This window comes from Gemmobacter lutimaris (genome assembly GCF_003570715.1).
Classification (GTDB): domain Bacteria; phylum Pseudomonadota; class Alphaproteobacteria; order Rhodobacterales; family Rhodobacteraceae; genus Gemmobacter; species Gemmobacter lutimaris.
Window position 1 is genome coordinate 525,494 of the sequence record NZ_QXXQ01000001.1, and the last position, 19,395, is coordinate 544,888.

At 64.0% G+C, this 19,395-nt stretch carries 18 protein-coding genes; 11 read left to right on the plus strand and 7 right to left on the minus strand.

Annotated features, from left to right (window positions below):
- Positions 1–74: 74 nt before the first annotated feature.
- From D2N39_RS02440 to proS, 3 genes are all read right to left on the minus strand, one after another.
- A complete protein-coding gene (locus D2N39_RS02440) occupies positions 75–998 on the minus strand; it encodes a class I SAM-dependent methyltransferase (protein ID WP_119133186.1) in 924 nt (307 codons plus the stop codon).
- Positions 999–1,060: 62 nt separating this feature from the next.
- Positions 1,061–1,990: a hypothetical protein gene (locus tag D2N39_RS02445; protein ID WP_119133187.1), complete on the minus strand. Its 930-nt coding sequence runs from the start codon at positions 1,988–1,990 to the stop codon at positions 1,061–1,063.
- Positions 1,991–2,167: 177 nt separating this feature from the next.
- Positions 2,168–3,505: a proline--tRNA ligase gene (gene proS, locus D2N39_RS02450; RefSeq protein WP_119133188.1), complete on the minus strand. Its 1,338-nt coding sequence runs from the start codon at positions 3,503–3,505 to the stop codon at positions 2,168–2,170.
- A 124-nt stretch (positions 3,506–3,629) separates the two neighbouring features.
- On the opposite strand from proS, the gene D2N39_RS02455 reads away from it, so the two are divergent.
- Together D2N39_RS02455 and D2N39_RS02460 are read left to right on the plus strand one after the other, a co-directional pair.
- Entirely contained in the window at positions 3,630–4,118 is a 489-nt protein-coding gene (locus tag D2N39_RS02455) for a hypothetical protein (protein ID WP_119133189.1), read from the plus strand.
- Positions 4,118–4,483 carry a hypothetical protein gene (locus D2N39_RS02460; protein ID WP_158589762.1) on the plus strand — a complete coding sequence of 122 codons (366 nt, stop codon included), beginning with the start codon at positions 4,118–4,120 and terminating at the stop codon, positions 4,481–4,483. Before D2N39_RS02455 ends, D2N39_RS02460 begins: the two co-directional genes overlap by 1 nt.
- 3 nt (positions 4,484–4,486) lie before the next feature.
- Here the strand turns inward: D2N39_RS02460 and D2N39_RS02465 are convergent, their stop codons facing one another.
- The gene (locus D2N39_RS02465) at positions 4,487–4,783 is read right to left on the minus strand and encodes a zinc ribbon domain-containing protein YjdM (protein ID WP_119133346.1); all 297 of its coding nucleotides are present in this window, start codon (positions 4,781–4,783) and stop codon (positions 4,487–4,489) included.
- Positions 4,784–4,923: 140 nt separating this feature from the next.
- On the opposite strand from D2N39_RS02465, the gene D2N39_RS02470 reads away from it, so the two are divergent.
- The 9 genes from D2N39_RS02470 (at position 4,924) to D2N39_RS02510 (ending at position 13,726) form a co-directional block, all read left to right on the plus strand.
- Positions 4,924–6,006, plus strand: a complete 1,083-nt coding sequence (locus D2N39_RS02470; RefSeq protein WP_119133347.1) for an AI-2E family transporter — start codon at positions 4,924–4,926, stop codon at positions 6,004–6,006.
- On the plus strand, positions 6,003–6,668 hold the full coding sequence (locus tag D2N39_RS02475) for an AAA family ATPase (protein ID WP_119133191.1): 666 nt from the start codon (positions 6,003–6,005) through the stop codon (positions 6,666–6,668). The genes D2N39_RS02470 and D2N39_RS02475 overlap by 4 nt, the downstream gene beginning before the upstream one ends.
- 54 nt (positions 6,669–6,722) lie before the next feature.
- On the plus strand, positions 6,723–8,909 hold the full coding sequence (locus tag D2N39_RS02480) for an RNA degradosome polyphosphate kinase (protein WP_119133192.1): 2,187 nt from the start codon (positions 6,723–6,725) through the stop codon (positions 8,907–8,909).
- Positions 8,910–8,981: 72 nt separating this feature from the next.
- Entirely contained in the window at positions 8,982–10,529 is a 1,548-nt protein-coding gene (locus tag D2N39_RS02485; protein WP_233557031.1) for a Ppx/GppA family phosphatase, read from the plus strand.
- Between the two features lie 3 nt (positions 10,530–10,532).
- Positions 10,533–11,144 carry a VOC family protein gene (locus D2N39_RS02490; protein ID WP_119133193.1) on the plus strand — a complete coding sequence of 204 codons (612 nt, stop codon included), beginning with the start codon at positions 10,533–10,535 and terminating at the stop codon, positions 11,142–11,144.
- Complete coding sequence (locus D2N39_RS02495) at positions 11,141–11,629, plus strand: GNAT family N-acetyltransferase (RefSeq protein WP_119133194.1); 489 nt, start codon at positions 11,141–11,143, stop codon at positions 11,627–11,629. Before D2N39_RS02490 ends, D2N39_RS02495 begins: the two co-directional genes overlap by 4 nt.
- Positions 11,630–11,660: 31 nt before the next feature.
- Positions 11,661–12,356, plus strand: coding sequence for a molecular chaperone DjiA (locus tag D2N39_RS02500; RefSeq protein WP_119133349.1), 696 nt, complete (start codon positions 11,661–11,663; stop codon positions 12,354–12,356).
- A complete protein-coding gene (locus D2N39_RS02505) occupies positions 12,353–13,366 on the plus strand; it encodes an endonuclease/exonuclease/phosphatase family protein (RefSeq protein WP_119133195.1) in 1,014 nt (337 codons plus the stop codon). Before D2N39_RS02500 ends, D2N39_RS02505 begins: the two co-directional genes overlap by 4 nt.
- A 30-nt stretch (positions 13,367–13,396) precedes the next feature.
- The gene (locus D2N39_RS02510) at positions 13,397–13,726 is read left to right on the plus strand and encodes an AAA+ family ATPase (protein ID WP_119133196.1); all 330 of its coding nucleotides are present in this window, start codon (positions 13,397–13,399) and stop codon (positions 13,724–13,726) included.
- 83 nt (positions 13,727–13,809) lie between these two features.
- On the opposite strand, the gene scpA is transcribed toward D2N39_RS02510, so the two are convergent.
- From scpA to D2N39_RS02525, 3 genes are all read right to left on the minus strand, one after another.
- Positions 13,810–15,939 carry a methylmalonyl-CoA mutase gene (scpA, locus tag D2N39_RS02515; protein ID WP_119133197.1) on the minus strand — a complete coding sequence of 710 codons (2,130 nt, stop codon included), beginning with the start codon at positions 15,937–15,939 and terminating at the stop codon, positions 13,810–13,812.
- Between the two features lie 99 nt (positions 15,940–16,038).
- Positions 16,039–17,262 (minus strand): Y-family DNA polymerase, encoded by a 1,224-nt coding sequence (locus D2N39_RS02520; protein WP_119133198.1) that lies wholly within the window; start codon positions 17,260–17,262, stop codon positions 16,039–16,041.
- 98 nt (positions 17,263–17,360) lie between these two features.
- Positions 17,361–19,364, minus strand: a complete 2,004-nt coding sequence (locus D2N39_RS02525; RefSeq protein ID WP_119133199.1) for an acetyl-CoA carboxylase biotin carboxylase subunit — start codon at positions 19,362–19,364, stop codon at positions 17,361–17,363.
- Positions 19,365–19,395 lie beyond the last annotated feature (31 nt).

The window sequence follows — 19,395 nt, forward strand, 5'->3', positions numbered from 1 at the left end:
TCGCCGTTGCCCCTGCTTCTTGCGCAAATACTCGCGGGGGTCCGGGGGCGGCAGCCCCCGGCACCGAGACCCGCTCAGCCCAGCCGCATCAGCTTGAACACCGAAAGCTGATTGCGCAGCACCCCGGCATGAACGCAAGCCCAGCCGTCGGTCGAATAGTTGCGCATGTCCCGCTGGAAGGCATAAACCGCTTCCATGTAATCCTGCCGCTTCGCATCATGCGGTGCGACGGCATTCGGAACCAGCAGCACCGAGCGCCGCGCGATCCGGGTGAACTCCGCCACCACTTTCATCCAGTCGCGTGGGTGGCAGTAATGCTCGATGGCATCGAAGCAGATCACGGTGTCGAGGCTCTTGTCCCCGAACGGATAGGGGCCACTTCCGGCATCGAACAGCCGCACATCCAGCCCAAGGCTTTCGGTGATCGGGCGATAGGGCCAGTCGCGCACCTCCCCCGAACCGTCATGCAAGCCATGATCGTCTGTGCCTTGCGTCAGATCGCTGCCGTTGAATGCCCGATACCGGCTGTCCACGCCCGCGCCACCCACGAAATTGGCGAAATCGTTGCCAATGACACGGTGCCCTTTCAGCCGCAGGATTTCCAGTGTCGCGCCATGCGCGGTGGACATTTCCAGCACCTCACGCGGCGCGGCGCCTTCGGCCATCAGCTCTGGCATATGCTGCAAAAGAAGCGCCCAGCACCGACGCACATTCTTGAAATGGATCACATATTTCCGCTGGATGCAGCGGCTGACGTGATCGAGCCCCTCGGGCGTCAGGTCATAGGGCGCAGTCAGTGCCTCGGGCGGCAAATCGCCAAAAGCCGCGATGATTTCGTCATTGGTGGGATAGCGTCGCGCCTCGCGGGTCAGGAACTGTGCGAAAAAGCTGTCACGCAGTGCCGCCATCTTGCGCCGATACCCGGCATGGCCGTTGCGATGATCTGCGGGGCGCTTGCGCTCTTCCTCGATCAACTCGGCATGATTCAGTTTCAGCATGCGCCCCGCCCATACTTCCGCCCCTTTCCGGGGCGGGTGTTACTCATACGTCCCTTCTGCCCTCAGCCCTGCGTCCGCACAAGCTTGAACACGGTCAGCTGGTGCCGGTGCAGCCCGGCATAAAGGCATTCGAAGCCGCCCTTGCGATAATTGCGCATCCCCTTCTGGAAGGCATAGAAGGCATCCATATAGGGGCCGTCCTGCAATTTGTGTTCCTGCACGGCATTGGTGACGATCAGGATCGACCGGCGCGCGATGCGGGTGAATTCATCCACCAGCGACATCCAGTCCTCGGGTCGGCAGTAATGTTCCAGCGCATCAAAGGTGATCAGCGTGTCGAAGCTGCGATCCTCCAGCGGATAGGGAACCTGCCCGCAGTCGAACAGCCGCACATCCAGACCAAGACTTTCGATGATCCGCTGATAGGGCCAGCCCATGATCTCGCCTTCTTCATCAATGAAGCCGTGATCGTCGCGGTGAATGTCGCGGTCGAACGTGTTCACCCGCCGCTCGCCACTGTGCAGGGTATTGCGGCGGCTCAGGAAATTCGGAAAGTCATTGCCGACGACCCGGTGCCCCTTGTGGCGCAGGATTTCCAGTGTCGCACCATGGGCAGACGACAGTTCCAGCACGTCACGGGGGGCCGCATTTTCGGCCATCAACTCGGGCAGATATTGCAGCAGAAGCGACCAGCTGCGCCGGATATTCTTGAACCGCATCACATATTTGCGCTGCACCAGTCCCGAAAGCTCTTCAATGGCTTCAGGGGTCAGGTCGTAGGGCGCGGCAAATTCCTCGGGCGGGGCGTCGTCGAAGGCGGCAATGACCTCGTTCACCTCGGCAAAATGCCGTGCGCGGCTGCGCAGAAAGCTGTCGTAGTGATCCTCGCGCAACTCCTTGAGATAGCGCAGATAACCTTCATAGCCTTCACGGTGGCCTGCGGGAAAACGCGCCTCGCGCTCGATCAGCGCGGCGTGGTCATTTCTTCTCACTGGTCTGCCTCAATTTTATATATTTTTATTTAAATCCATGGTGTTTCGCCATGGCGCGCAGGTCAAGCACGGTGGACGCCATGCAGGACGAGCGGCACAGACCTGTGACTCGGACGCTACATGAAAAAACCGGCGGAGCAGCCCCGCCGGTCGCTTGCAAGGGTTCAGAACGTCCGGTCAGATGCCTGCATAGATCTGCGCGATACGGTCCACCGCAGCCTCTGCGCCCATCTCCTCGCTTTCGCCGGTGCGGCGCGAGGTCAGTTCGACCACGCCATTTGCCAGACCGCGCGGGCCGACGGTGATGCGCCACGGCAGGCCGATCAGATCCATCGTGGCGAATTTGGCACCCGCGCGTTCGTCGCGGTCATCATACAGCGGATCAAGACCCTTGGCTTTCAATGCCTTGTAAAGCCCTTCGCAGGCTGCATCGGTGGCGTTGTCGCCCTGTTTCAGGTTCACGATACCGCAGTGGAACGGGGTCACGCCTTCCGGCCAGATGATGCCCTTGTCGTCATGGCTGGCCTCGATGATGGCGCCCAGCAGACGCGAGACACCGATGCCGTGGCTGCCCATCTCGACCGGCACGCGATTGCCCTCGGCGGTGACCACGGTGGCGCCCATCGGTTCGGAATATTTTGTGCCGAAATAGAAGATCTGCCCGACCTCGATGCCGCGGCCGACCTTGCGATGCGCCTCGGGGATCTGGTTGAAGGCCGCCTCGTCATGGGTTTCGTCGGTACGGGCGTAAAGCGAGGTGAATTCCTCGCAGATGCCCAGAACCTCGGCCCGGTTGTCGAAATCGACCTCGCGGTCGCCCAGTTTCAGCGCGGTCACGCGGTCGTCATAGAACACTTCCGACTCGCCGGTGGAGGCCAGCACGAGGAATTCATGGGTATTGTCGCCGCCGATCGGGCCGGAGGCCGCACGCATCGGAATGGCGGTCAGGCCCATGCGTTCATAGGTGCGCAGGTAGCTGACCATGTGGCGGTTGTAGGCGTGCAGCGCGTCCTCTTTGGTGAGGTCGAAGTTGTAGCCGTCCTTCATCAGGAATTCGCGCCCCCGCATCACACCAAAGCGCGGGCGCACCTCGTCGCGGAACTTCCACTGGATGTGGTACAGCGTCAGCGGCAAGTCCTTGTAGCTGTTCACATGGCTGCGGAAGATGTCGGTGATCATCTCCTCGTTGGTCGGACCATAGAGCATGTCGCGTTCGTGGCGGTCCTTGATGCGCAGCATCTCGGCACCGTAATCGTCATAGCGGCCGCTTTCGCGCCACAGATCTGCCGGTTGCAGGGTCGGCATCAGCAGCGGGATGTGCCCGGCGCGGATCTGTTCCTCATGCACGATCTGCTCGATGCGTTTCAGCACCTTGAAGCCCATCGGCAGCCAGGAATAGATGCCTGCCGCCTGCTGCTTGATCATGCCGGCGCGCAGCATGTAGCGGTGCGAGACGATCTGCGCCTCGGCAGGGTTTTCCTTCAGGACAGGCAGGAAGTAACGCGACAGACGCATGGGATGGCCTCTTGGCAAAAGCTTTCGGCGGTTTTCCTAGCGGGTTCGCGCCCTGCGGGCAAGTTCCGCGCCAAAGATCGGCTGCCGTGGCGCCCCTTGCCCGTGCTGGCTTCCCGTGCGATCCATGCGCATTGCAACCCTGAATTGCCGCGACCCGTTCCAGATGACCTTTCTCGATATTGCGCTGGCAGCCCTGCTGCTGCTGACCCTGCTGGGGATCGGCGCGGCGTTCTGGCCCCGCCGCCCTGCCGCGCCGAAGCTTGACACCAAGGCGCGAGATACCTTGCGCAAGAAGGCTGAAACGCTGGCCCTGCGGGGCCGTATCCTTGCCATCACGGCCGAACATGACCTGCCGGACCTGACACTGACCCGGCTGGGCGATGTCTGGGTGACCCGCGACAAGGGCGCATCGGCGGAAGGCGCGCTGGCGGTGAAAGCGGCCGCCCGCTATCCGCGGGCCCGCGTGCTGACCGGGATGCGCAGCCGTGCCAAGGGCGGACGTGTCGAATGGCGGGCCACCGCCTGCACCGCCAGCCCGCGCCATGGCGCCGAACAGAGCCACGCCCACCCCGCGCCCATGCAACGGTGCTGGTGGACGGATCGAATGTGGTAATGTGGGAAAAGAACTCCGGCCTCACCGACAAGGCGCAGCTTGCCACGCTGCAATCGGTGATCGACCTGCTGCTGGCGGAAGGGCGCGCGGTCAAGGTGATCTTCGACGCCAATATCGCCTACAAGCTGTTTGGACGCGGCATGTCGGTGGAAGAACTGACCCGCCGCATCGCCCGCCCCGCCGCCGACGTCGAGATGACCGCCAAGGGCCAGATCGCCGACGCATGGCTGATCGACAGCGCCTTCACCACCGGCGCCACCATCGTCAGCAACGATCTTTACCGCGACCATCCCCGCGCGCGGTTTCTGTCCATGCGGCGCGGGTTTTCGCACGGCGGCGTGGCAGAGCTGTTGCCGCCGCGCTGATCCTCAGCCGCGCTTGCGCACGAATTCGGTGCGCAGCACCAGCCCCTTGATCGTGTCGTGGCGACAATCGATTTCCTCGGCGTTGTCGGTCAGCCGGATCGAACGGATGACGGTGCCCTGTTTCAGCGTGGTGCCGGTGCCCTTGACCTTCAGGTCCTTCACCAGAACCACCTGATCGCCGTCGGCCAGCACATTGCCCGCGGCATCCTTCACCACGATCGCCGCTTCGGCCCGCACCTCGGAAGCCGGACGCCATTCGCCGCTGGCCTCGTCATAGATATATTCGTCGTCGTCACTCATCCCGGTCTCCCGCAGCATTCCGTGCAGCCCTCGCACGAAATCGCTCGACTGTTCAAGGCCAGGACAGCGATTGCACAACCGCCCCTTGAAACCGGCGTCCCGATGGGCAATCTGGAAAGCGACAGGTCTTGCGGGGTATGATGTCGCTTCCGGTGCGCGATCAACTGAAATACTGGGGCATTGCCGCGCTGGTCTTCGTGGCGGTGCTGTGGTTTCTGGGCGCGGTGATCCTGCCCTTCCTTGTCGGTGGGGCAATCGCCTATTTCATGGACCCGCTGGCCGACCGCCTGGAACGCGCGGGGCTCAGCCGCGCCGCCGCGACCGGGCTCATCTCCATCGCGGCCCTGCTGTTGACCGTGCTGATGTTCCTTGCGGTCCTGCCCGTGCTGTTCAACCAGTTGACCGCCCTTGTGAACGAGGCACCGGTGATGTTCCGCCGGCTGCAAGCCTTCATGCTGGAGCGCTTTCCCGATCTTCAGGACCAGACCTCGACCATGCGTCAGACGCTGGAGAATATCGGCAAGCTGATCCAGTCGAAGGGAGGCGAGCTTGCGCAATCGCTGATCGGTTCGGCCATGAGCGTGATCAATGCGGTGGTCTTCATCGTCGTCGTTCCGGTGGTCGCGTTCTACATGCTGCTGGACTGGGATCGCATGGTGGCCCGCGTCGATGACATCCTGCCGCGCGACCATGCCCCCACCGTGCGGTATCTGGCGCGCGAGATCGACCGGGTGCTGGCCGCCTTTGTGCGCGGGCAGATTTCGGTCTGTCTGATCCTCGGCACGTTCTATGCCGTGGCGCTGATGGCTGCGGGGCTGAATTACGGGATCGTCGTGGGCGCCATTGCCGGGGCTGTGACCTTCATTCCTTATGTCGGGGCGCTGATTGGCGGGGCGCTGGCCATCGGGCTCGCGCTATTCCAGTTCTGGGGCGACTGGTTGCAGATCGGCCTTGTCGCCGGGATCTTCGCACTGGGGCAATTCCTTGAAGGCAATGTCATCACGCCAAAGCTTGTGGGCAATTCGGTCGGGCTGCATCCGGTCTGGCTTCTGTTCGCGCTGTCGGCCTTCGGATCGGTCTTCGGCTTTGTCGGCATGCTGGTCGCGGTGCCGGTTGCGGCGGCGCTGGGGGTGCTGGCGCGCTTCGCCATAGACCAATACAAGCAGAGTCGGCTTTACCTTGGCCTTGGCCCCACAGCACGACCTGACGACGACACCCCGTGACCGCCCAGCTTGCCTTCGACCTGCCCGCGCGCGCGTCTTTGCGGCGTGAGGATTTTTTTGCCTCGCCCGCCAATGCCATGGCGTTGGCGACGCTGGAGGCCGGGGGCTGGCCGCTGGACAAGCTGCTGCTGATCGGCCCGCCCGGATCGGGCAAGACCCATCTGGCGCATATCTGGGCGGCGCGGGCAGGCGCGACGCTGCTGGAGGCGGCTGCACTGGGGCAAACCGATGTGGATGCCCGCGCCACCGGCCCGGTGGTGCTGGAGGACGCCGACAATGTGGCAGGCGACACCCGTGCGGAAACCGCACTGTTCCATCTGCACAACCGGCTGGCCGAACGCCGCCTGCCCTTCCTGATGACCGCCACCCTGCCGCCACGCGACTGGGGTATCCGGCTGCCCGACCTGCTGAGCCGGATGCAGGGCACCGCCCTGACCCGGATCGAACCGCCCGATGATGCATTGCTGTCCGCCGTGCTGGTCAAGCAGTTCAGCGACCGCCAGATCGCCGTGCCGCCCGCACTGATCCCCTGGCTGGTGACGCGCATGGGTCGCAGCCTTGCCGAAGCGCGCCGCCTTGTCGCGGACCTGGATGCCCAGTCGCTTGCGCGGGGTGTGCCCATCAGCCGCGCGCTGGCCGCCGAGGTGCTGGACAGCGCCTGAACCACCGCCGATATTGGGCGGAACCCCATGCCCGCGCAGACATAAAGCAAAAAGATGACACAGGCAGATTTCCTCAAAGCCCCGTTCGTCGCCCCGGTCGAACTTTCCGACGCCGAAACCAGCGGCCCGCGCCGGTTCTTCAACCGCGAGCTCAGTTGGCTGGCGTTCAACTGGCGCGTGCTGGAGGAGGCGGCAAATCCGCTGGTGCCGTTGCTGGAACGGCTGCGCTTCCTGTCGATCTCGGCCACCAATCTTGACGAATTCTACACCGTCCGTGTGGCGGGGCTGCGCGCTATGGTGCGTAACAACACCCCCACCCTGTCGGAAGATGGCCGCACCCCGACCGAACAGCTTCGGTTGATCAATGACGATGCGCGGCGTCTGATGAAGATGCAGCAGATCACCTACAAGAAGCTGAAGCGCGAGATGGAGGCGGCGGGAATAGAAATCCTGACCCGGTCCAAGCTGACATCGCGCGATCACAAGCTGCTGGAAGATCATTTCCTCCACAAGGTGTTTCCGGTGCTGTCGCCGCTCGCCATCGACCCGGCGCACCCCTTCCCTTTCATTCCGAACACCGGCTTCTGCCTTGCGCTGCAACTGGAACGCGCGACCGACCGGCGGGCGTTGCAGGCGCTGCTGCCGATCCCGCAACAGGTGGCGCGCTTCGTCTCCTTGCCGGGGCGCGAGGGCGAAAGCCGCTTCCTGCCGCTGGAGGAACTGCTGCTCTTGCACCTCGACATGCTGTTCCCCGGCTATGTCGACCGCGGCCATTGCGCCTTCCGCGTGCTGCGCGACAGTGATCTGGAGGTGGAGGACGAGGCAGAGGATCTGGTGCGCAGCTTCGAGACCGCGCTGAAGCGCCGCCGCCGGGGCGAGGTGATCCGCATGAAGATCAGCGCCGGTGCCCCCCCGGAACTGAAATCGCTGATCATGGACGAACTCCACGTCATCCCCGACGAGGTGGTGGAGGTGCGCGGCCTGCTGGGCGTCGCCGATCTGAAGGAACTGGTGCTGTCCTCCCGCCCCGATCTGCTGTGGCCCTCTTTCACGCCGCGCGTGCCGGAGCGGGTGCAGGATCACGAGGGCGACATGTTCGCGGCGATCCGGCAGAAGGACATGCTGCTGCATCACCCTTACGAAACCTTCGACATGGTGATCCGTTTTCTGGAACAGGCGGCGCGCGATCCCAATGTCCTGGCGATCAAGCAGACGCTTTACCGCACCAGTTGGGACAGCCCGATCGTATCGGCGCTGTGCGAGGCGGCGGAGGCCGGGAAATCGGTCACCGCGCTGGTCGAGCTGAAAGCCCGGTTCGACGAGGCAGCAAACATCCGGCAGTCGCGCCGTCTGGAACGCGCGGGCGCGCATGTGGTTTACGGCTTCATGCATCTGAAAACCCACGCGAAAATCAGCACCGTCGTGCGGCGCGAGGGTGAAAATCTGGTGACCTATACCCATTACGGCACCGGAAATTATCACCCCATCACCGCGCGTATCTACACCGACCTGTCGTTCTTCACCTGCGATGCGGCGCTGGGGCGCGATGCGACGAAAGTGTTCAATTACCTGTCGGGCTATGTGCAGCCGCAGGGGCTGGAAAACATCGCCATCGCGCCGATGACTCTGAAACCCCGCCTGCTGGAGATGATCCGCGCCGAGGCGGATCATGCCCGCGCGGGCCGTCCGGCTGAAATCTGGATCAAGCTCAACAGCCTGATCGAACCCGAGGTGATCGACGCGCTTTATGCCGCAAGTCAGGCCGGGGTGCGGATCAGCCTTGTGGTGCGTGGCATCTGCGGGTTGCGCCCCGGCGTGAAGGGCCTGTCGGAAAACATCCGCGTCAAATCGGTGGTGGGGCGGTTTCTTGAACACAGCCGCATCGTCTGTTTCGGCAATGGCGGCAGCCTGCCCTCGAAACAGGCACGGGTCTTCCTGTCCTCGGCCGACTGGATGGGCCGCAACCTCAATCGCCGGGTTGAAACGCTGGTCGAGACCACGAACCCCACGGTGAAAAATCAGATCATGGGGCAGATCATGGCCGCCAATCTGGCGGACGAGGCGCAAAGCTGGGTGCTGCATGGCGACGGCCATTACAGCCGGCAACTGACAACGGCCGATGATAACCTGTTCAGTTGTCACAAATTCTTCATGGAAAACCCGTCTCTGTCCGGTCGGGGCACTGCCGGGGCCAAGGATGTGCCCCGGCTGGCCCGGCCCCGCGACGAAACGCCCGCCTGAGAGGCGCGGCAAGCCTTGACCTGACCGCCGCCTTGGCGGCAAGGTCTGGCGGCAGACGGAGGAAGGATGCCCATGGCCGCAGACGCCAAGACCCCGGACATGGCCGAGGATGGCCGCCTGTTCGACCGCCCGCTGTTCCACGATCCTTCCGCCCGCGCGCTCAGCCGTGTCGGCGTGGTGGATGTGGGCTCCAACTCGGTCCGCATGGTGGTGTTCGATGGTGCCGCGCGCAGCCCCGCCTATTTCTACAACGAAAAGGTCATGGCCGGTCTGGGAAAGGCGCTTGCTGAAACCGGCAAGCTGAACCCCGAAGGCGCGAAACGCGCGCTGGCCGCGCTGAAGCGCTTCGCCCTGCTGGCAGAGGGCATGAAGATCGCCCCCCTGACAGTGGTGGCCACCGCCGCCATGCGCGAAGCAGAAGATGGCCCCGCCTTCCGCGAGTTGGTGGAGCGCGAGACCGGCCTGCATATCCACGTCATCGACGGATCGGAGGAGGCGCGGCTGTCGGCGCAGGGCGTGCTGCTGGGCTGGCCCGATGCGAAAGGCATCGTCTGCGACATCGGCGGCAACTCGATGGAACTGGCCCGCATCGGCAATGGCGCGGTGGGCAAACGCATGACCTCGCCCCTTGGCCCGTTCCGCCTGCAACAGGTTGAGGGCGGGCCGAAGAAGCGTCGCGAGCATATCGTGAAAGTCCTGCGCCGCATGCAGGGCGAGTTGGACAGCAAGAATGAACGCATCTATCTGGTCGGCGGATCATGGCGGGTGATCGCACGGCTGGATATGGAACGCCGCAACTATCCCCTGACCGTGCTGCACGAATATCGCATGACCCCCGCCTCGGTCATCGACACGCTGGACTGGATCGCGGCGTCCGATCTCAACCTGTTGCGTGCCCATACCGGCACCAGTGCCGAACGGATGGAACTGTTGCCGCTGGCCTGCGAGGTGCTGCGCGAACTGGTGGCAGTGTTCAAGCCCTCGGAAATCGACATTTCGTCTTACGGAATCCGCGAGGGATTGCTGTATGAACAGATGCCCGAACGTCTGCGCGCCCGCGACCCGCTGATCGAGGCCGCCCGCGCCGCCGAAGCGACGCAGGCCCGAATTCCCGGCTTCGGCAAAAAGCTTTACAATTTCATCCTGCCGATCTTCCGCGAGGCCAGCGAAGACCGGCAGCGCCTGATCAAGGCCGCCTGCCTGCTGCATGATACCACATGGCGCGCGCATCCCGATTACCGGGCGGAAGCCTGTTTCGACAATGCGACCCGCGCCAACCTCGGCGGGCTGGATCATCCGGGCCGGGTGTTTCTGGGCCTCGCACTGCTGCACCGCTACAAGAACAGCCGCACTGGCAGCCGGATGGAACCGCTGTTCCGCCTGCTGACCGACGAGGAAATCACCGAGGCCGAGGTTCTGGGCAAGGCCATGCGGTTCGGCGCCATGTTCTCGACCGACCACCCGGAAGAGGCAGGCAGCCTGCATTGGGCGCCGCGCAAGAAAGTGCTGGAACTGAAGCTGACAGAGCGCGGCGTCGGCCTGATGGGCGAGGTTGCGCAATCGCGCTTCAACGCGCTGGTCGTGGCGATGAAAGCGAAACCCAAGATCACGCTGGCCTGAGACATGCTGACATTCGATCACATCGCCCTTGCGGCTGAAACGCTGGAAGCGGGCGTGGCCCATGTCGAGGCCGCGCTGGGGGTGTCGCTCGCCGGTGGCGGCCAGCATCCTTTGATGGCGACGCATAACCGGCTGCTCGGTCTGGGGGATCTGTATTTCGAGGTCATCGCCATCGCCCCCGCCGCACCGGCACCCACCTTCCCGCGCTGGTTCGACCTTGATCGTTTCGCGGGCCGCCCGCGTCTGACCAACTGGATCTGTCGCACCGATGATCTGGAGGCAGCTCTGCCTGCCTGCCCGCCCGACACCGGCACGCCCGTCGCACTGACGCGCGGCGACCTGCGCTGGCGTATGGCGGTGCCCGAAACCGGCATCCTGCCCTTCGCCAATGCCTTTCCCGCGCTGATCGAATGGCAAGGCAACCTGCATCCGGTGCAACGCCTGCCCGACAGCGGGCTTCGCCTGCACCGTCTGGAAATCGCCAGCCCCGAGGCCGCCGCCCTGAGTGCGGCATTGGCACCGCTGATCGCCGATCCGCGCGTGGTCATCGTGCAAGGTGAACCGGCAATGCGCGCCAGCTTCGACACTCCCTCTGGCCTGCGCGTGCTGGAATGATCCGCCCGACCTGCGCTGCCGATCTGGAGCCGATCCGCGCCTTCTGGAACCCGCTGATCCGCGACACAGCGGTCACCTTCTCGTCCGAGGAGAAGACCGAGACCGCGATGCGCGAGTATCACGCCACCCGCATCGCCGCCGGTCACGGCTTTTTCACCGCGCTCACCGAGGGGCGACCTGTGGGCTTTGCCACCTACGGCCAGTTCCGGGGCGGCAACGGTTATGCCCGCAGCATGGAACATACTGTGATCCTGTCTGACACCGCTCGCGGCCTTGGCCTTGGCCGCGCCCTGATGCAGGCGGTAGAGGATCACGCCCGCGCCGCCGGGCATCACATCATGGTGGCGGGCGTTTCCAGCGGCAATCCGGCGGGGCGCGATTTCCATGCGGCACTCGGCTATCGCCTTGTTGGCACTGTGCCCGAGGCAGGCTGGAAATTCGGCCGCTACTGGGATCTGTGGCTCATGCAAAAAATCTTGACCTGACAGCTTGGGTTTTCACCGCTATCCTGCTGCCATGTCGATCTGGACCCGGATATACGAGGCAATAGCCGCATTGGCGCAGGGCGAGGGCCTTGGCACAGTCTTCGACCGCCTGCGCCACCCGCCCGAAGCCTGCCCCGAACGCACGGTGGCCTTCACCATCGCGGTGATCGCGCTTGGCGCCAAGATGGCGAAGGCCGATGGCGAGGTGACGCGCAACGAAGTCGCGGCCTTCCGTCAGGTTTTTCACGTCCCCCCGGGGGAAGAGCCACATGCCGCGCGGGTGTTCAACCTCGCCCGGCAGGATGTCGCCGGGTATGACATCTACGCCCGCAAGATCGCCGCCATGTTCGAGGGTGATCGCAAGGTGCTGATCGACCTGATGGAGGGGTTGTTCCACATCTCGGTCGCCGATGGCCATTATCACCCGCGCGAAGATGAATTTCTTGCCGATGTCGCCCGCATCTTCGGGCTGGGCGAGGCCTGTTTCCGCGCCATCCGCGCCCGCTATGTGCCCGAGGCGCCACGCGATCCCTATGACGTGCTGGGCCTGCCCGCCAATGCCACGCTGGACGAGGCGCGCAGTGCCTGGAAGACCGCCGTGCGCGACAGCCACCCCGACCGGCTGATCGCCCGTGGCGTGCCGGAAGAGGCCGTGAAAATGGCCGAACGCCGCCTGATCGCCGTCAATGCCGCATGGGAGGAAATCGCGGCGCGCGAGGCGGCATGAGCCATCCGCGCCGTCCCTTCCGCCTGGCGACCTACAATGTCGAATGGTTCAACGCGCTGTTCGACGATTCCGGCCGCCCGCTGGAGGATACCGAACCCGCGCACCGCTATGGCGTGACGCGCGGCGACCAGTTGGCCGCGCTGGGGATCGTGTTCACCGCGCTGGATGCCGATGGCGTCATGGTGATCGAGGCGCCCGATACCAACGGCCACCGCAGTTCCACCCGCGCGCTGGAACGCTTCGCGGCGCTTTACGGGCTGCGCGCCCGACGCGCCGTCACCGGCTTCAAATCCGAGACGGAACAGGAAATCAGCTTCCTCTACGATCCCGACCGCCTGACCGCGCGCCATGATCCGCAAGGCGACCCGACTTTTGACGGCACCTTCCGCCGCGATCTGGATGGCGATGGCGTGGCCGAGCCGATCCGCCCCTCGAAACCACCGCTGGAGCTTGCCGTCACGATCAGTCGCCAGAAGCTGCGGCTGATCGGTGTGCATGTGAAATCCAAGGCCCCGCATGGCGCCCGCCATCTGGACGAGGCCCGCCGCATCGCCATTGAAAACCGCCGCAAACAACTGGCCGAATGCGTCTGGCTGCGCGAAAGGGTCGAGGAACATCTGGATCGCCATGACGATCTGATCGTGCTGGGCGATTTCAACGATGGCCCCGGCCTTGACGAATACGAAAAGCTGTTCGGCACTTCCGGCGTCGAGGTGGTGATGGGCGTCGGCTGCCCGCGCGACCGGCAATTGCGCGACCTGCATGCCCAGATGGCGGTGGAAAGCCGGCTGCACCCTACGACGGCACGATTCTACAGCACCGAACACGAACGCTATTTCGAGGCACTGCTGGATTTCATCATGGTCTCGCCCGGCCTCGCCGCACGCCAGCCCCACTGGCGGATCTGGCATCCGCTGAACGATCCGAAATGCTGGGCGGTGCCGGAATTGCGCGACGCACTGCTGACCGCATCCGATCATTTTCCGGTCACGCTTGACCTGCCTCTTTGAGCCTTGGCCGGACTGCCCTATATTCAGGGCATGACCCGTTGGCTCGCCCCCCTTTTCCTCGTCCTCGCGCTTGGCCCCGCCCAGGCGCAGGAGACGGAAGAAACCGACCCCGGCCTGATGAAGCGCGGGGCCGAACTGTTTCTGCGCGGCCTGATGAACGAGATCGGACCCGAACTGAACCAGATGCAGGACAGCCTGCGCGACCTGCAACCCGAATTGCAGAAGCTGGTCGAGCTGGTGGGCGATTTCCGCAATTACGAAATGCCGGAAAAGCTGCCGAACGGCGACATCCTCATCCGCCGCAAACCTGACCTGCCCAAGCCCCCGATCTTGCCCGAAGGCCCGGAAATCGAACTCTGAGCCTTTATCTTGGCCCAAATATCCTCGGGGGGTGAATTGGCCGCAAGGCCAAGAGGGGGGCAGACAGCCCCCCTCCTCTCGTATCAGCTGCGCGCTTCGCCGATCAGCTTCAGGATATCGCGCGCCGCGTTGGGGATGTTGGTGCCAGGGCCAAAGATCGCCTTCACGCCGCTCTTGTACAGGAAATCATAGTCCTGCTGCGGAATGACGCCACCGCAGATCACGATGATGTCGCCTGCCCCCTTGGCCTTCAGCGCCTCGACCAGCTTCGGTGCCAGCGTCTTGTGCCCCGCCGCCTGGCTCGAGATGCCGACGATATGCACGTCATTGTCCACGGCATCCTGCGCCGCCTCTTCCGGGGTCTGGAACAGCGGGCCCACATCGACGTCGAAGCCGATGTCGGCAAAGGCGGTGGCGATGACCTTGGCGCCCCGGTCGTGACCGTCCTGCCCCATCTTCACCACCAGCATGCGCGGGCGGCGCCCCTCGGCCTCGGCGAAGGCGTCAACATCCTTCTGGATCTGGGCAAAGCCGTCGTCGCCCTCATAGGCGGCGCCGTAAACCCCGGCGAGGGTCTTCACTTCCGCGCGGTGGCGGCCGAACACTTTTTCCATAGCGTCGCTGATCTCCCCTACCGATGCACGGGCGCGGGCGGCCTCGACCGCAGCTTCCAGAAGATTGCCGCCCTCGGCGGCGCGGCGGCCAAGCTCGGCCAGCGCGGCCTGCGCCTTCGCCTCGTCCCGCGCAGCGCGGGTGGCTTTCAGCCGTGCGATCTGCGCCTCGCGCACCGCGATATTGTCGATGTCGAGGATGTCGATCGGCTCTTCCTTGTCCTTGCGGTATTTGTTGACGCCGACGATCACCTCTTCGCCGCGGTCGATCATCGCCTGCCGCCGCGCCGCCGATTCCTCGATGCGCAGCTTCGGCATGCCCGAGGCCACGGCCTTGGTCATGCCACCCATCGCCTCGACTTCCTCGATCAGCGCCCAGGCCTTCTCGGCCAGTTCCGCCGTCAGACTTTCGACATAGTAAGATCCCGCCAGTGGATCGACGACATGGGTGATGCCGGTTTCCTCCTGCAGGATCAGCTGGGTATTCCGCGCGATCCGGGCAGAAAATTCGGTCGGCAGGGCAATCGCCTCGTCCAGCGCATTGGTATGGAGCGACTGCGTCCCCCCCAGCGCCGCCGCCATCGCCTCGTATGCGGTGCGGATGACGTTGTTGTAGGGGTCCTGCTCCTGCAAGGACACGCCCGAGGTCTGGCAATGGGTGCGCAGCATCAGGCTGCCCGATTTCTTCGGCTCGAATTCCGTCATGATGCGGTGCCACAGCAGACGCGCGGCGCGCAGCTTCGCCGCCTCCATGAAGAAATTCATGCCGATGGCAAAGAAGAACGACAGTCGCCCGGCGAAATCATCGACATTCATGCCGCGTGCCAGCGCCGCACGCACATATTCGCGCCCGTCGGCCAAGGTATAGGCCAGTTCCTGCACGAGGTTCGCGCCAGCCTCCTGCATGTGATAGCCGGAGATCGAGATGGAGTTGAACTTCGGCATCTCTTTCGAGGTATATTCAATGATGTCGGCGATGATCCGCATCGAGGGTTCGGGCGGGTAGACATAGGTGTTCCGCACCATGAACTCTTTCAGGATGTCGTTCTGGATCGTGCCCGACAGCAGGCTGCGGTCGACGCCCTGTTCTTCGCCCGTCACGATGAAATTGGCGAGGATCGGGATCACCGCGCCGTTCATCGTCATGGAAACGCTGATCTTTTCCAGCGGGATACCATCGAACAGGATTTTCATATCCTCGACCGAGTCGATAGCCACGCCCGCCTTGCCCACATCGCCCACCACGCGCGGGTGATCGCTGTCATAGCCGCGATGAGTGGCGAGGTCGAAGGCGACCGAGACACCCTGCTGCCCGGCGGCCAGCGCCTTGCGGTAGAAGGCATTCGATTCCTCGGCGGTGGAGAATCCGGCATATTGCCGGATCGTCCAGGGGCGCCCGGCATACATCGTGGCCCGCACGCCGCGCGTGAAAGGGCCGATGCCGGGCAGCGTGCCCATATGCGGCAGGCTGGCCGTATCTTCCGCCGTATACAGCGGCTTGACGGTAATACCTTCCAGCGTCTGCCAGTTCAGGCTGTCCGGGCTTTTGCCCTTGAGTTCCTTCTCGGCGACCTTGCGCCAGGTTTCGATCGGGTCAGTCATGGCTCTCGTCCTTGGCTTCTGCCGGATGGGCACCGGCACAGGGAGTTGCGGCGCGCGCGAACGCACCGATGCAAAATGGCTGCCGGTCAGGACCAGCGCCTATTCCAGAAAATCCTCGGCAGTTGGGATGCGCCCGAAGGCGATCTTGGCGCCGGTATAGGGCACATGATGCGGCGGTAGCTGGCCATAGCGCACGGTATCCTGCCCGAAGCGCTGGTTCAGACGATCCACCACCGCGCAAAGCGCGCGCCGGTCCTGCGCCGGGGCGAACAGATCCGCCGAAACCCCGGCATCCGGCACCAGCCCGCCCAGCGTGACCGAAACCGACAGCGGCCGGTGTGGTGGCAGCGCCGTCCAGTAGCGACCCAGCACCTCCAGCAGAAAGAAAGTATCCTGTGTGGCGCGGATGTCGCCGCCATGGCCGATATAGCCCGCCGAGGCACATTTGACGCTGAGGTGCAGGCTGCGGGCATGGAAACCCTCGCGCCGCAGCCGCGCCGCAGCCTTCACCAGCAGGCGCCGCGCCACCAGTCGCGCGCCCTCGGGCGTCTTGTTGCCCGCGGTCAGCACCTGACCGTGACCGATCATGCCGCGATGGGTTTCCGGCCAGACCACGGTTTCGCCGCGCAATTCGCGCAGGAACCGTTCGCCCGCCACATTGCCCCAGATCGCGCGTGCGCGCTTGGGGTCCAGATGGTAAAGCGTGGGCACATCCGCGACCCCCGCCGCCTCCAGCCGCGCCTTCATCCGCCATGACACGCCAGGCAGATCGTCCAGCGCCAGATGCGCCAGCCGGTCGGGCAGCACATGCGGCAACAGCCAGTGCAGTCCGCCCGGCTTTTCCAGCCCGGCCGCGATTTTTGCCAACAACCGCGTCGGCGCCAGCCCGACAGAGCAGCGCAAGGCCGGGCTGACCCGGTCCAGCACCGCCTGTTGCAGGTCGCGCCCGATCTGCATGGCCCGCGACAATTCCTGCTGCGAGCCGGTCAGAAGGCACGAGCATTCGTCGATCGACCAGACCCGATGGATCGGCAGCACAGTTTCCACGGCTTGCAGGATGGCATGATGATAGCGCACGCAGACATCGTGCTTCACCGGGCGAAAGACGATGCCGGGGCAAAGCCTGCGCGCCTCGTCCTGCCGTGTGCCCATGCCGACGCCCCGGCGCTTGGCGTCGATGCTGGCCGCGATACAGGCCGCGCCCGGTGCATCCGTCGTCAGCACGCCCACCGGGCGCCCCATCAGCGCCGGTTCCTCGGCCTGCGCGACCGAGGCGTAGAAGCTGTTCATGTCGAAGAACAGGGTGGAAACGCGCAGCGTCATGGCAGGACGACCCGGACAGGAGTTGACGCCCCATTGTAGAACAAAATGGGAACTCAATTCCAGCCCGAAGCCGGTATGCCGTGACGCCGCGCGCCACCTTATTCGAACTCCATGATCACATCATCGACCTTGAGGCTGGCCCCGGCGGCGGCGTTGATCTTCTTCACCACGCCCCGGCGTTCAGCCTTGAGGATGTTTTCCATCTTCATCGCCTCGACCGTGGCGAGCGCCTGCCCTTCCTGAACTTCCTGCCCTTCCTCGACGCTGATCTTCACCACCAGACCCGGCATCGGGCACAGCAGGAATTTCGAGGTATCCGGCGGCAGTTTTTCCGGCATCAGCAGCGCCAGATCGTGCTGGCGCGGGCTGCGGACATTGACCTTGAGATCGGCGCCACGCACCCGGATGCGGAAGCCGAGCGGGATCTTGCCGACCTTCAGCACCAGCGGCTCGCCATCGACCGTCAGTCGGGCCAGCGGCTGCCCCGGCGTCCAGTCGCTTTCGACGCGCATGGCATGGCCGTCCTCGAAAGTCACGGTCGAACCAGCCTTGTCCGCCGCGATCTGCACCGGGAAAGCCGTGCCTTGCAGGCTGACCACCCAATCGTCACCGACGCGGCGTTCATGGTTGTCCATCGTGCCGGAAATCTTGGTCCGGCGGATCTCGGCCACGCGGTTCATCGCCGCCGTCGCCGCCACGACACGGCGCAGCATGGCCTCATCCAGCGTCACCCCGTTGAAACCTTCGGGATATTCCTCGGCGATGAAAGCGGTGGTGATATTGCCGCTGGTGAAGCGCGGGTGATCCATCACAGCCGAGCAGAACGGCAGGTTATGGCCGATGCCTTCCACCTCGAACGTGTCCAGCGCCAGCCGCATTTCCTCGATGGCGGCCTCGCGCGTCGGCCCCCAGGAACAGAGCTTGGCGATCATCGGGTCGTAATACATGCTGATCTCGCCGCCTTCAAAGACGCCGGTATCATTGCGCACGATGCCACCGCGCGCGGTTTCGCCCTCGACCGGCGGACGGTAACGGGTCAACCGCCCGATGGAGGGCAGGAAGTTGCGATAGGGATCTTCGGCATAGAGGCGGCTTTCCATCGCCCAGCCGTTGATCTTCAGGTCTTCCTGCTTGAACGGCAGCGGCTCGCCATTCGCCACGCGGATCATCTGCTCCACCAGATCGACCCCGGTGATCAGCTCCGTCACCGGATGTTCCACCTGCAAACGGGTGTTCATTTCGAGGAAATAGAAATTGCGGCTGCCATCCACGATGAACTCGACGGTGCCCGCGCTGGTATAGCCCACGGCCTTCGCCAGCGCGACCGCCTGTTCGCCCATGGCCTTGCGCGTCGCCTCGTCCAGGAAAGGCGACGGCGCCTCCTCGATCACCTTCTGGTTCCGCCGCTGGATCGAGCATTCGCGCTCGTGCAGGTACACCGCATTGCCATGCTTGTCGGCCAGCACCTGAATTTCGATGTGGCGCGGCTGGGTCACGAATTTCTCGATGAAGATACGGTCATCGCCAAAGCTGTTGGCGGCCTCGTTCTTCGAGGATTCAAAGCCCTCGCGCGCCTCCTGATCATTCCACGCGATGCGCATGCCCTTGCCTCCGCCCCCGGCGCTGGCCTTGATCATGACCGGATAGCCGATCTGGGCGGAGATCTTCACCGCCTCGTCGGCATCGGCGATCAGGCCCATGTAACCGGGAACAGTATTTACCCCCGCTTCCATGGCGATCTTCTTCGAGGTGATCTTGTCGCCCATCGCCTCGATCGCCGGGCTGGGGGGGCCGACGAAGACCACGCCTTCCTTTTCCAGCGCGGCGGCGAAATTCATGTTTTCCGACAGAAAGCCATAGCCCGGATGCACTGCCTCGGCGCCGGTCTGGCGAATGGCATCCATGATCTTGTCGATCACGATATAAGACTGATTGGCGGGAGGCGGGCCGATATGCACGGCTTCGTCAGCCATCTTCACATGCAGTGCGTTGCGGTCGGCATCCGAATAGACGGCAACCGTCTTGATACCCATCAGCTTGGCGGTCTTGATCACGCGGCAGGCGATCTCGCCCCGGTTGGCGATCAGGATCTTCTTGAACATTCGGCTTCCTTCCCTCAACGGCACGCGGGCC

What these genes read in the sequence shown, in the direction of transcription:
- D2N39_RS02440 (WP_119133186.1), bottom strand. Translation starts at nt 998, where the DNA reads ATGCTGAAACTGAATCATGCCGAGTTGATCGAGGAAGAGCGCAAGCGC.
- proS (WP_119133188.1), bottom strand. Translation starts at nt 3,505, where the DNA reads ATGCGTCTGTCGCGTTACTTCCTGCCTGTCCTGAAGGAAAACCCTGCC.
- D2N39_RS02455 (WP_119133189.1), top strand. Translation starts at nt 3,630, where the DNA reads ATGCGCATTGCAACCCTGAATTGCCGCGACCCGTTCCAGATGACCTTT.
- D2N39_RS02460 (WP_158589762.1), top strand. Translation starts at nt 4,118, where the DNA reads ATGTGGGAAAAGAACTCCGGCCTCACCGACAAGGCGCAGCTTGCCACG.
- D2N39_RS02465 (WP_119133346.1), bottom strand. Translation starts at nt 4,783, where the DNA reads ATGAGTGACGACGACGAATATATCTATGACGAGGCCAGCGGCGAATGG.
- D2N39_RS02470 (WP_119133347.1), top strand. Translation starts at nt 4,924, where the DNA reads ATGTCGCTTCCGGTGCGCGATCAACTGAAATACTGGGGCATTGCCGCG.
- D2N39_RS02480 (WP_119133192.1), top strand. Translation starts at nt 6,723, where the DNA reads ATGACACAGGCAGATTTCCTCAAAGCCCCGTTCGTCGCCCCGGTCGAA.
- D2N39_RS02485 (WP_233557031.1), top strand. Translation starts at nt 8,982, where the DNA reads ATGGCCGCAGACGCCAAGACCCCGGACATGGCCGAGGATGGCCGCCTG.
- D2N39_RS02490 (WP_119133193.1), top strand. Translation starts at nt 10,533, where the DNA reads ATGCTGACATTCGATCACATCGCCCTTGCGGCTGAAACGCTGGAAGCG.
- D2N39_RS02495 (WP_119133194.1), top strand. Translation starts at nt 11,141, where the DNA reads ATGATCCGCCCGACCTGCGCTGCCGATCTGGAGCCGATCCGCGCCTTC.
- D2N39_RS02500 (WP_119133349.1), top strand. Translation starts at nt 11,661, where the DNA reads ATGTCGATCTGGACCCGGATATACGAGGCAATAGCCGCATTGGCGCAG.
- D2N39_RS02505 (WP_119133195.1), top strand. Translation starts at nt 12,353, where the DNA reads ATGAGCCATCCGCGCCGTCCCTTCCGCCTGGCGACCTACAATGTCGAA.
- D2N39_RS02510 (WP_119133196.1), top strand. Translation starts at nt 13,397, where the DNA reads ATGACCCGTTGGCTCGCCCCCCTTTTCCTCGTCCTCGCGCTTGGCCCC.
- scpA (WP_119133197.1), bottom strand. Translation starts at nt 15,939, where the DNA reads ATGACTGACCCGATCGAAACCTGGCGCAAGGTCGCCGAGAAGGAACTC.
- D2N39_RS02520 (WP_119133198.1), bottom strand. Translation starts at nt 17,262, where the DNA reads ATGACGCTGCGCGTTTCCACCCTGTTCTTCGACATGAACAGCTTCTAC.
- D2N39_RS02525 (WP_119133199.1), bottom strand. Translation starts at nt 19,364, where the DNA reads ATGTTCAAGAAGATCCTGATCGCCAACCGGGGCGAGATCGCCTGCCGC.